This is a genomic window from Mycobacterium sp. NGS63 (assembly GCF_059812295.1).
Genome location: NZ_JCALCJ010000006.1, coordinates 1 through 12,125 on the forward strand (window position 1 = coordinate 1; position 12,125 = coordinate 12,125).

10 protein-coding genes are annotated in these 12,125 nt (G+C 59.6%); 3 read left to right on the forward strand and 7 right to left on the reverse strand.

Annotation, left to right across the window (positions count from 1 at the left end; all coding sequences use genetic code 11):
* Positions 1 to 251 precede the first annotated feature (251 nt).
* Positions 252 to 896, forward strand: a complete 645-nt coding sequence (locus AC5Y4Z_RS16370) for a DUF5343 domain-containing protein (protein ID WP_499965523.1) — start codon at positions 252 to 254, stop codon at positions 894 to 896.
* On the forward strand, positions 893 to 1,471 hold the full coding sequence (locus tag AC5Y4Z_RS16375; RefSeq protein WP_499965524.1) for a Swt1 family HEPN domain-containing protein: 579 nt from the start codon (positions 893 to 895) through the stop codon (positions 1,469 to 1,471). Before AC5Y4Z_RS16370 ends, AC5Y4Z_RS16375 begins: the two co-directional genes overlap by 4 nt.
* Before the next feature lie 329 nt (positions 1,472 to 1,800).
* Here the strand turns inward: AC5Y4Z_RS16375 and AC5Y4Z_RS16380 are convergent, their stop codons facing one another.
* The 7 genes from AC5Y4Z_RS16380 to AC5Y4Z_RS16410 all read right to left on the reverse strand — a co-directional run bounded on the left by AC5Y4Z_RS16380 (position 1,801) and on the right by AC5Y4Z_RS16410 (position 10,655).
* Positions 1,801 to 4,536, reverse strand: coding sequence for an ATP-binding protein (locus tag AC5Y4Z_RS16380; RefSeq protein WP_499965525.1), 2,736 nt, complete (start codon positions 4,534 to 4,536; stop codon positions 1,801 to 1,803).
* A 635-nt stretch (positions 4,537 to 5,171) separates the two neighbouring features.
* Complete coding sequence (locus AC5Y4Z_RS16385) at positions 5,172 to 5,567, reverse strand: nitroreductase family deazaflavin-dependent oxidoreductase (RefSeq protein ID WP_499965526.1); 396 nt, start codon at positions 5,565 to 5,567, stop codon at positions 5,172 to 5,174.
* Positions 5,568 to 5,610: 43 nt separating this feature from the next.
* Positions 5,611 to 6,024, reverse strand: a complete 414-nt coding sequence (locus AC5Y4Z_RS16390; protein ID WP_499965527.1) for a limonene-1,2-epoxide hydrolase family protein — start codon at positions 6,022 to 6,024, stop codon at positions 5,611 to 5,613.
* Positions 6,025 to 6,090: 66 nt separating this feature from the next.
* On the reverse strand, positions 6,091 to 7,206 hold the full coding sequence (locus tag AC5Y4Z_RS16395; RefSeq protein ID WP_499965528.1) for an NDMA-dependent alcohol dehydrogenase: 1,116 nt from the start codon (positions 7,204 to 7,206) through the stop codon (positions 6,091 to 6,093).
* Positions 7,203 to 7,403: a ferredoxin gene (locus AC5Y4Z_RS16400; protein WP_499965529.1), complete on the reverse strand. Its 201-nt coding sequence runs from the start codon at positions 7,401 to 7,403 to the stop codon at positions 7,203 to 7,205. The genes AC5Y4Z_RS16395 and AC5Y4Z_RS16400 overlap by 4 nt, the downstream gene beginning before the upstream one ends.
* A 3-nt stretch (positions 7,404 to 7,406) precedes the next feature.
* Entirely contained in the window at positions 7,407 to 9,755 is a 2,349-nt protein-coding gene (locus AC5Y4Z_RS16405; RefSeq protein ID WP_499965530.1) for a CaiB/BaiF CoA transferase family protein, read from the reverse strand.
* Between the two features lie 210 nt (positions 9,756 to 9,965).
* Entirely contained in the window at positions 9,966 to 10,655 is a 690-nt protein-coding gene (locus tag AC5Y4Z_RS16410; RefSeq protein ID WP_499965531.1) for a TetR/AcrR family transcriptional regulator, read from the reverse strand.
* Positions 10,656 to 10,854: 199 nt separating this feature from the next.
* Here AC5Y4Z_RS16410 and AC5Y4Z_RS16415 point away from each other — a divergent pair, with 199 nt between their 5' ends.
* A complete protein-coding gene (locus AC5Y4Z_RS16415; protein ID WP_499965532.1) occupies positions 10,855 to 12,081 on the forward strand; it encodes a cytochrome P450 in 1,227 nt (408 codons plus the stop codon).
* Positions 12,082 to 12,125: the final 44 nt, after the last annotated feature.

Consider the following 12,125-nt stretch of genomic DNA (forward strand, 5'->3'; position numbering starts at 1 on the left):
CCCCACAACCTAAAAGCCCCACAACCTAAAAGTCCAGCTCAAGGGGCTAAAAGTGCTGCCAGACAGTTGCGCTTCCACGGCCAGAAAGGCCCACGTCCACATAGTGTCCACATTTGAAGGTGGCCTACGCCAAGCATGCTGTCACGCTGCTGGCGGTGTGGCGTGGCATCTTGACTCATCGAATGAACACGTAATGATGGGGAGCCTAGGGGCGGACTTGTCGCCACGCCCAAATACGCAAAGGCAGGCTGATGCCAGCGGACATCCCGTACATGGCGAGCGTTAGCAACATCGCTGAGATCATGGCCAAGATCAAATCAGCCGGTACACCTCCCAAGTTCACCCATGACTTCCTTAAGTCAAACCTGGGTTTTGCTTCGTCCAATGACCGCGCCGTGATCAAAATTCTCAAGTCGCTAGGTTTCCTGACGTCGGACGGCACACCCACTGCGAGATACAACGCCTACCGGGGGCATGAGTCCGGCAAGGCCTTGGCGGCCGGACTGCGCGAGGGATGGGATTCGTTCTTCCTCAGTGATCAAAGCGTCTATGAAAAGAACACTGGTCAGATCCAGGGAATCGCGAAGAACGTCACAGGTGCTGGTGACGCGGTCGCCATGAAGATGGCGTCGACATTCAAGGCACTCGCGGATCTTGCCGACTTCACTGGGCCCATCGCATCGACCTCCGCACCGTCCGAAGGGCACCCGACAGAGTCTGAGCGCGAGAATGTCGCGGACGGGCGGGTCGCGCCGCTGTCGGCGCCGGAATCCGGGGATCAAGAGCAGCGCGGGATTCTTACGCTGAGCCACGATATCCACCTACACCTTCCACCAACTTCAGATGTGAGTGTGTATCGCGCCATCTTCCAGGCGATGAAGAGCGAGCTGATGTGAGCCAACAAGCTACATTGCGCGAGTTCCTGTTTAAAGGTCTTGCCGTCGAAGACGCCCTGAACGAACTTGAAAAGGAAGGCCTCGGCGTCCGTGCGCCGACAGACACTCAAGCGCTGCAACGGGTTGTATCACTCGAAGACTTTCCTGCGAGCTTGCGCAATGCTGCGATGCAAGCGCTGCCAGCGTACTTGGCGTTCTTCTGCCTAGAAAATTCTGCGAGGGAACTCATCAGCGAGAGGATGGCTGAGCGTCACGGCCCCGATTGGTGGAACCACGTGTCACGGGGCATCCAGGACAAGGTGGAGGGCCGACAGAACAAGGAAGGTAAAGACCGCTGGCACATGAAACGTGGTGCTACGCACATTTATTACACTGACTTTGGTGACCTCAAGGCGATCATCCAGCAGAACTGGCCGGACTTTGAAGACCTGTTTCCAGACGTCAACTGGGTGATAACTCGGTTCACCGAGCTGGAGGCGTCGCGTAACATCGTCGCCCACAACAACGTCCTGGAAAAGAACGAAATTGACCGCATCAAGATGTACCTAGTGGATTGGGTGCGCCAGGTCGGCTAATCACTATCTCTTCAGTGGACACCATCATGTCTTGGCTTGAGTTTGGCGTTCAGGTGTCGCAGGCGTGGGCCTGCCCTGCCGTCACGACTGGTGCGCTCATCTTGGCTCCAACTACTAGCTTGCATTCTGAAGTCCGTTGTTGAGCACCAAAATATCAGCGTTATTGAAAATACACGACAATCGCCGTGTGCGAAATGCGTTGATCGCGGGTTCGGGGCCCGCCTTCAGTTCTAAGCAATTTTGCGCCATGAGTGATTAGAGATAGAGATACTTCTCGCCGCACTTGTTAGCGCGTGCTACCGCGCCACCGGATCCTCTTTAGCAGCCCTTTAACCCATGCCGAGTGAAGCTTTGATTGCGGCCACTGCCAAGCCCGCGCCAATCGATGTAGCCACTCCTGCCGCCCAGCCGCCAGCCCGCGCTAGCTTGCCCTTCGTTTCGTCGGCATCCTGTCGATCAGCGGCGTCGATCGCGGCGTCTACTTCGCTAAGCGACGCGAACTCCTCGTCAGTCCGAGCCTTCTCCGCCATGGCCGCGCGCACACTGCGCAGTTCGTTCGCCAATTGGCTTAATTGAGCATCAGCAGGCCCCTGCAGAAAGACCGGATTGTTGGCGATCGCGCCATCACCCACCGCCCCAGCTTGCCCAACATTGTATTCAGCCATTCTATCTCCTACTTGTATCGTCACTAGGGGTTTATGCATATCGTCGACCACAAGTTCGTCATTGGGTTCGATGTCATGCCTGGTATTGTGCGGAAACCATACGTTGCTAGCATCCAGACCTCCAAGCGCGCTATAGCTACTAAAGGATTTACGCAGATCCCGATCGAGTCCGGTCAGTGAGCTGGGCAGGGTGGGGAAGTAGAACGAGGGGTGCGCATTTCCGTACCCTCCATGCTCGTCCCATATTGATACGAGGTAACCAGGAATGTCGGTATCGGCAATGTTAACGGTTCGGCGCTCCAATTCTTCTAACATCTCGCGACACAGCTCCTTGCGGTAGCCGCAATAGTAGACGCACGCTCTCAGCCATGTACTAGCCGAATTATTCGGCAATGAAATATTTGATACTGCAATCTCTGCTTCTTTTACTTCCCCACAACACAACCAGCAGAACGCTTCCTGACCTGCCAGGGCTGGGGATTTTTTGGATGCGGTCCGCGCGTGCTGGCGTGCCGATTCCGCAGCGGCACGATAGTTGCTAGACTGCTGATGTAGCAAGCATTGAACAAGCGCTCTGAAAGAATCGGCGAATTCAGACGGGAGTATCGATTCTTTCACGTGGTTTAGCAAAGTAGAGTCACCCTGAGCGTGTGCAATAAATAAGGCTTGTTCAATCGGTCGCCAATAGAAAGGCACATTACTGCTATGCGCACTAACTGCTTCTTGGTAGATCAACACCAACCGCTTAACGGCTTCCGCGGACCGACCAGACCGTGACAGTAATCTGCCGAGAACCGGTGACAAGAACACTTTGGCCGCAATGTCGAGCGACTCCAGGCCCTCATCTAAAAACCGGAGAGCATCGGGCAGCATATCTTCACGGCGATAGGCTTCGACTACGGGCTCGTACAGATTCGCGTGATGCATGTCCGTAATAACCGCAAACCCCCGTCGGGCGGCACTTTCTGCCGCGTGGGCACCGTCCAGCCTAGCTGTCAAATCCACGTACATCTTCCATACATCGTGGTGACGAGATTGCTGGACAGCCACTCGAAGGTGACGAAGTGCTAGCCTATCGTCATCCCTCGAGTTCCGCTCGATTAATAGTTTCGCAAGTATTCCTCGAAGGGTATGATAATCGCCTTCCTGGCCGGCTAATGCGCCGTTAATCATTGTTAGCAGCTGCATCCGCTCTTCCTTCTTGCGAGGAAGGCGGGGGGTGGGGCCCAACGATCGCACGATCTGGCGACGGAAGTTGCCTGCAACGTTTTCAAATTCGTCGATTCTATCTGCAAACCACAGGTGGTATCGCGCTTCAACGAATTCCATAGAATGGTTGGTCAATGATTGGTTAGGGTTGACATTCTTGAAATGACGAACATAGTGGTCGGCGGCTCGATTGTGAGCGAAAGTTTTTCTGCGGCCGCTGGCGCTTATATTTTGTAGGCATAATTCTCGTATTACGGAATTCATCCCATACCAATTTTTCCGCCGATGAAGCAAGAAACGTGCAACAAGCTCGTTACGAATAGAGCCGACATCGACTACTTCCGAAGACAGGCGCTCTATCGCGTCCATTCGAAACGGCCTTCGATAAACCGACAGAAACTCTAGAAGAGATTTCGAATTTTGGTCCAGCCGTTCTAGAGTGCGGTCTAAAAATTTTCGTTCAAGAGACTTAATTAATTTCGGAGATACGACTTGCTCTCGTAACTCCCAGCCTTCAGGGTCAAGCATGATCAGCTCGTCCATGGACTCATAGTGAAGGCATTGAACAAAGCTGGCCATAGCTGAAAAATTGCCACCAAGCCACTGGACAATTCCTAGCTTATCGTCACCGGACAATTCGTTTCCGAGGCCCTCTCGGGCGAGAACTTCGGTTAGCCACTCGCTTGCCTCATCGTAACCAGGAGCGTTGAGTACCGTGGTAGTGACCTGGTTTAACTCCCAGATACTCTCCGGCATTATTCGATCGACGACAAGAAGTAGTCTTAGTTTTGTCGACGCCTGCGGAACTAGGTTCCTTATGAACTCGACGAAACGCGCCGGCGGCAAGCCGGTTTTGCTATCAAGTAGGTAGTCGAAGTCATCGATAATAATGAGCTGAGGAGTCGCTTGGCTAGCAGCAAGCGAATTCAGCATGTCACTTCCGACATCGTTGGCCATCTGAGGCAGTCCGGCCACCTCAAGTTCGCCCGCAAGCACAAGAATCAAGTCATCGAAGCTCAGATTCTCGCTCGCGGGGATGTAGGCGCTAGGTATATTTGCATTATCGATTAAGTGATGACAAACGGCAGTTTTTCCTAAGCCCGAGAAGCCGCTCAGGACGCAAACAGGCGGGCCAGCTGGGATCCACTCATCTTGGAGCCAGGTAACTTTGTCAGCGGCGTTACCGCGCACTCCAAGCCTCCTCCCAATTACCCGCGAACGGCGTACAAGGGTAGTCCTGCGCAGCGGACAACAGCTACGAGGGTGAACAGTTCCTGCGTTCCGGAACTAGCCTCTCACGCCAGTTCGTGGCAGGGAAGCGTGAGTGGCTCCGCGTGGACCGGATCTGGATTTGGGTCGACTCAATGCTTGTGCCGATGTTGTACCAGGGCAGAAGTGCGTCTCAGCGGCAATAAGCTCGTCGGAGCAGAGTCCAGCCGCCGGTCATGGACCGGGGCTGCAGCTTTCGGCGACATCGAACGAACGAACGGCGAGGCAGGCCCTGGTTTAGCAGTCATGAATGACTGAGAATTGCTCGGACGTCGCCGCCCTTCGCCGCTCGACCAAGATCTTTAATGTTATTCACGTTTTCGAGATCATCGACTTACAAATCCGTTGGTCGCGGGTCGAGCCCCGCCCGCCCCACTCAGTACCTATATGACCTCGGTTGATGCGTGACAGTTCTCTTCGGCTGATGCCTGACAGTGTTTCGGCTGATGTGTGACAGTGGATTCGGTTGATCCGCGACACTCCTGGCGAGCCTCTTGGAGCTGCGGCGTTCGCGTCGGTACTGGGGCACCGCGCACTGGGTAGTTGTGATCCCGAAGTCACTGCGTGGAATCGACCTTGGTCAACACCATCGCCGCTTCGTTGTACGGAAACAGGCGGTAGAACATCCCTGATGGTCCCGAAACGATCGCGGCGCCCTCGGCCTTGCTCACAAGACGAGGATTGACCAGCGCGATGCTACTGCCGCGCCTGTGCAATACCGCCTGTCCGCCGGCCAAAACGTTCTTCACCCAGTCCGAATGCAGCCCGTACCCGATGAGGACGACGAAGCCGTCGGGGGTGGGAAAGACCAACAGCGGCGTTCGATAACGCCTGCCTGATTTCCGCCCGACATGTTCGAGCGTCCCTTGGTACGGAAGCCACGGCGTGATCGACCGAGCCGCTGGATTGGTGACTCGACGATTGAATTTGGCGACGGCCCTTGGCACCCGCATGGCTCCTCATCCTCAGCTAAGTTCGAATCATCGATGTGCCAACTCATGCGGTCGTGGGCACCAGGGCGCTGATGTCCTCGCCTTGCAGGAGCTTGATCGTCAGATTCAGGTCGAAGTAGTCGGTCCAGCGAGTGATCCTCCCATCGTCATCGACGACGAAGGTCCCCATTACCGGGATGGCCGGCTTGCTTCCGTCGGGAACCTGGATGTAGTCCAGGCGTTCGGTGAGCACCACGGCACCCTCGCTGGCGAGGTTGACGATTTCGAAGGCGTAGGCGTCGGGAAACATCGCAAACTGGGCGGCCATGTTCTCCACGATGGCGTCTGGCCCGGCGAAGGCGGGCATTCCCACATTCTGATAGACGGCCCCTTCGGCGAGCAGGGGACGCAACGCTTCGGCGTCCCGCTGCTCCATCAAGGAGCAGAAGTGGCGGACGACATCGGCTGGCGATGGCATGCGTGGAATCCCTTCGACGAGTAGGTGATCGACTGTGCGGCCTAGAAACCGACCTTCCCCAAAGGCTCAGTGCTCGTGGATGATCACCCCGCGGATGTTGCGTCCGGCGAGCATGTCGTCGTAGGCCTCGTTGATGTCGTTGAGCTTGTACTCGGTGGTGACGGTTTCGTCGAGCAGCAGCTTGCCACTCCGATACAGGTTGATCAGCCGTGGGATGTCGGCCCGCGGGTTGGCTTCGCCGTAGAGGCTGCCCAAGAGACGCTTCTGGAACAACGTGAACAACGTCAGCGGCAGCGTTGGTGTCACGTCCGACATCGATGCCAGCGCGGTGACCACCACGGCACCGCCCTTTCGCACCGCGTTGAGCGCGTCGTTGATCATCGCGCCCTCGAGCACGCCCGGCGTCAGGATGACCGAATCCGCCATGACTCCACGCGTAATCTCGCCAACCAACTGGGTTGCTTCCTCCATCGAGGTGACAAAGTGCGTGGCCCCGAACTGAAAAGCCTTGTCGCGCTTGCCCGGCTCGATATCGACCACCACGATTTGCTCCGCCCCCGCCAGGCGAGCGCCCTGAATGGCGCCGCTGCCGATCCCGCCGCAGCCAACCACGACGACGACGTCGCCGGGACTGACGTTCGCGGTATTGACGGCCGAACCCCAACCGGTGGTGACGCCGCAACCGAGAAGACACACGCGCGACAACGGCACATCGTTGTCGATCTTGACCACGGAGGCCTCCGACAACACACCCCACTGAGCGAAACTGCCTACGCCGGATAGCGCTCCGATGCCCTGTCCGCGGGCTCGCCGCCGAAAGGTCCCGTCGGCCTGGACTCCTGCGAGGATGATCGCCCCGTAATCGCAGAGGTTCTGGTGCCCCGTGGCGCACCAGCGGCAGCGACCGCACGCCGGCAGGAACGATGTGACCACGTGGTCGCCCACCGCCACATCGCGCACTTCCGGACCGACCTCGCGAACGATGCCCGCCCCTTCATGTCCGCCGATCAAGGGAAAGCTCACCCCGAACATGTCACCGGTGCGGATGTGGTGATCGGAGTGGCACAATCCGGTGGCTTCGAATTCGACCAGTAGTTCGCCGGATTGCGGAGGATCGAGTTCGATCTCTTCCACCGACCACTTCTCGTTCAGGCCCCACAGAACTGCTCCGTTGGTCTTCATGGCGCCTCCTTGACGATGTGTATGGCACGCTCCGGACAATTCGCGATCGCCCGGTGCGCCCGATCCTCCCACTCGGGCGGTATGTCGCCGACGGTGACGAAGGCGATCCCGTCGTCGTCGATATCGAACATCTCCGGATAGGTTGCGTAACAACGGCTGTGCCCCTGGCACAGTTCTGGGTCGACACGAAGCTTCACCGTTCAGTCCAATCCGCCCAGTCTGATCCCGATGACGCCTTGGTCTGTCAACGCCGCGATCGACGAGGCGTCGAGGCCGAGGAGCTCACCGAGGATGGTCTCGTTGTGCTGTCCCAAGGTCGGCGCCGCCGACCGATACCACTTTTCAACGCTGCGGTACTTGAAGGGAAGCGCCGGCACGTGATGCCGTCCCACGACGGGGTGGTCGAGACCCTCGAAGAAGCCCCGAGCGGCCAGTTGGGGATGCATCGAAGCGACCCTGGCGTCCGCCAAGTCCGCTGCGGGGACGCCGTGGTCGACGAGCAACTGCGCGGCAACTGAGGAATCGCATTGTCGAGCCCATTGCTCCACGTGCTTATCGATCAGATCATGTGACCCCACACGCCCGTCGTGCGTATCCAACGCGGGATCATCCGCCCAATCCGGATTGCCCAGAGCCGACTTCAGTTGCCGCCACTGCTCGTCCGTGGCGACCGAAATGGCCAGCCACCGCTCAGTTCCCGCGCATTGATAGAGCCCTTGTGGGGCGGCGTCGCGACTGCGGTTTCCCAGTCGCGATATCAGGTTGCCGTAGGCGGTGAATTCGACGACCTGCTCGGCGGCCGCGTTGAGTGCGGCCTCAACCATCGAGACTTCGATGAACGACCCGCGGCCCGTTTCATCCCGTTGCCGGAGGCCGGCGAGCATGGCGAACGCGGAGTGCATTCCCGCCAGCGGGTCACAGGGACCGCGGGGGATTCGCGGCTGGTCGTATTCATGGCCGGTCACCCACGCCATCCCGGTCATCTGTTCCATCGTCTGCGCGAAGCCCACGTTGTTGCGCCATGGTCCGTCGAGCCCGAACGCGGGCATTCGAACCATGACTATTCCAGGGTTGAGCTCACTGACGGTTTCCCACGTGATGCCGAAGTTGTCGAAGACGCGTGGCGAGAAGTTCTCGACGAGGATGTCGGAGCACTTGACGAGGCGGAAGAACAGCTCCCGCCCGTCGGGAGTGGAAAGGTCGAGGGTGAGTCCGCGCTTATTGGTGTTGGTCGCCAGGAACATCCCCGACCGCTCCCACCAGTCGGGCTGACCGGCGAACGCCGCAGCCGCCATCCGTGCGCCGTCGGGATGGCGGATCGATTCCAGGTGAATTACCTCGGCCCCCAGTGCGGCAAGCACGTGGGTGGAGGAGGGGCCAGCCCACCACGCTGTCGCGTCGAGGACTCGTACGCCGTTCAGCGGGAGTCCTTGTGCGTGGTCGTCAGTGGTCGCAGTCCTGTTGTGCCCCGGCACTTCTGACGATTCGCCGAGTGGGGGGGCGCCGACGGTGGGAGCGGGTCGCTGACCATTGATGCGGTAGGGCGCCAGCGGGTGGGTGAAGCCGCCGTCGGCGTACGTGCCCCACATGCCGCGCGCCGTGAACTGCGGGTGGTCCAACACGGTTTGGCCATTGTTGACCGGTGACACGGGAATCCGCAGATCGGAGGCCAACGCGACGATCTCGTCCGTGGAACGTTGCGTCGTCCATTCCCGCACAATCCGATTCCACTCGTCCCGGCGTTCCCACCGCGTCGTGGCGAGGGCCCACGCCGGGTCCTCGTCGAGTAGGTCCAGCCGGCCGATCATCGCGAGGAACGATTCAAATTGTTGGCGGGTATTGGTATTGAAGCCCACCCATCCGTCCGCGGTCGGTTCGATGGATGGGATCTCAATCTGTCGGGCAGGGAAGGTCAACGCCGGACGTCCGGCCAGCTCGTGGTAGAGGTCGGCGAATCCGCTGGCGCTGAGGTGACAAGCTTCCAGCAGCGAGCAGTCAACGATTTCGCCTGCTCCGCCGAGTTGCACTCGCCGCAGTGCGGCAACCGCCGCGACCGCGGCATAACTGGCCATGACCCATTCGAAGACTCGACCACCCGCCTGAATGGGCGGTTGGTCCGGACGACCTCGCAACGCCAGGGTCCCGCTCTCGGCCTGGATCGTGAACTCCGTCCAGGGCCGGTCCCGGTACGGTCCGGTCAACCCGTACGGAGACAACGCCACGATCACCAGGTGTGGCGCACGCCGTAACAGCGCTTCGCGGTCGAGGGCCCCCGGGCCGAGCGAATCGACGAACACATCGGCGGAAACGATCAGCGCCTCCAGGTCGGCCAGCGAAGTGTCAACGACTGAACGCTTGCCGGCGTTCAAGAATTTGAACAGCGCGCCGCCTTCGCTTCGGCCGCCAAATACCCTGCCGCGAAACGGATCCCCTTCTGGCGGTTCGATCTTGATGACCTCTGACCCGAGGTCAGCGAACAGCTTGCCGCAGTAGGGTCCAGCGATTTCCGTCGCCCACTCGACAACACGAACCCCCCGCAGAGCGTTCATCGCCATACTTTCCGCGTCAATGTCTTCGAAGGTGAGTTACTCGGCCCGATGAGTGCACACACGCCACTTCCTGTCCTCACGCTCGTGCCGATCAAGCACGGTGCTGCATCCGCACGGCAGCCGCCCGGCTGGCAACGACGCTAGCGACGGGAAAGAGGAAGTGTCAAGTGCGACTCGATAACCACGGCGGCGTTGAGTTCGTCGGAACTTTTAGTCGGCCGCGCGCACCTTCGCGGCCCGTCGGACCCGCCCACCTCGCTTGGCGGGCGGTGTCCCACTAGATGTGCTTACGCCTTTGGCGAGGATCTGCGAACCCAGTTCGATCTGCGCGCGGATGTCGGACTCGCCCGTCCCAAACCACCGTGGTCCCAGGCTCGTTGTGAAGATGATGAAGTTAGCCAACAGCTCGGCGAACAGGTCGGCGTCGACGTCGGCCTTGATCTGCCCCTCGGCTTGGTAGTGGCGAACGCCTTTGGCAATAACGGCCGTACGGCGTGCGTGATTGGGTTGCAGCACCCGCATCGAGAAGTCCGGATCTGATAACGCCCGACCGGAAATATCCCAGCCGGGAACGCCGCTGTCCCGGTCGTCGATCCGTAATCGCGCATAGAACAGCTGCTCGATATAGTCCTCGAAGCGCGCAGGCAGGGCCGCCACAACCTGCTCCTCGGCCTCAGTCACGAGGTCCGCGATCTGTCGAGAAACGACTTGCTCGAAGATGCCGCGCTTGTCCCCGAAGTAGTGGAAGAGCATTGCCTCCGAACAGTCGGCGCGACGGGCGATCTCCTTGGTTGCCGCGGCCGCGTATCCCGCTTCGGCAAAGACCTCAGCAGCCGCTTCAAGGAGAGCTCGTTGTTTGCCGTCCTTGTCGCGAACTCGCCGCCGCGCGCCTGTCGTCATCACACATACTGTAGCGAGCGCCCCGCACGTCACCCAGCCCTCACATAGTTATCGAGTGCGACTTGACTCCGCGCGGCCGGCGATTTACTGTGCTGCCAAAGCAAAGTGGACGGCCCCTCGGTGGGGCTGTCTTTTGGGGCTGACCGCTGGCGTTGTCCCGAGGTCGGCATGCCCGCGTCCGGGGCGGAAAGGACTACCCATGGTGAGCAAATCACCGGAGGAACACGCCCGGAACCTCGATCTTCGTCACGAAGACTTCAACGACCAAGAATTCCTCTACGAGGTCTACGCAGTGATGCGGGAGACCGGACCGTTCAGCCACCAGGATGTCCCTTTTCTGGGCCCGACGCCGGGGGGCGCGTGGGTCGCCACCCGCTACGACGACTGCTACGAGATCTTGCGTGATTGGCGCAGCTTCTCCAGCAAGCCCCTGGGCCTCGAGGGCAACCCGATGTCGTTCGGCGACATCGTGATCACCCTGGATCCGCCACGGCAGCAACAGCTTCGCAAGGTTCTCAACCCATATTTCTCTCCGGGCCGGATGAAGGACTTGGAGCCCCAGGTGCGCGCGGTGACGGACGGGCTGATCGACAACTTCATCGAATTGGGCCGCGGCGATCTCGCCGACGTCGCATGGCAGCAACCCGGGATCGTGTTCTTCCGATATTTACTCGGCATGCCCGTTGAGGACGTGCCGCTTTACATCGAGACAGCGGACCTCGCGATCAATGGTGAGAGCGAAGAGATCCGAAACGGTTCGATGACGAATCTCTACCTCCGCGTCCGCGAGGAAATCGACAAGCGTCGTGCCGAACCGCCGCGCGACGACCTGATCGACGTCCTGCTCGCCGCCGAGATCGACGGCGAGAAATTGAGCTTCGACGACGTTGTCGCGAACGTGATGCTGCTGGTGCAAGCCGGCCTCGAAACAACCTCTAGTGCAATGTCGTTCGCCTTCTTCTATCTGGGCACCCATGCTTCGGAGCGCGACCGGCTCGTACGCGATGCCGAGTTGATGCCCACGGCGATAGAGGAGTTCATCCGGTTCGCCGGTTCGGTTCACGGACTGCACCGCTCGGTCGCGGAAGAGGTTGAACTAAGCGACCACACGTTCTGTCCTGGTGAGACGGTCGTCGTGAACTATGCGGCCGCCAACCGCGACGCGCGCGAGTTCGACGAGCCGAATAAGTGCATTCTCGACCGGCAGACGAACCGCCACCTAGGGTTCGGAGCCGGCGTCCATCGCTGCCTGGGCTCCAATCTCGCCCGGCTCGAGTTTCGGGTAGGCGTCGAACAGACCCTGAATCGGATACCCGACTACGCCATCCCCCCTGGGGCAAAAGTTGATTTTCACGGGAACTCGGTCACCCGGGGCTACCGCGCCCTGCCCGTCGTCTTCACGCCGGGTGCCCGCCTCGGCCGCTGAGAGGCCGCAGGCGACCGCCGATATCGTCTCGCAGCCAACGTAAT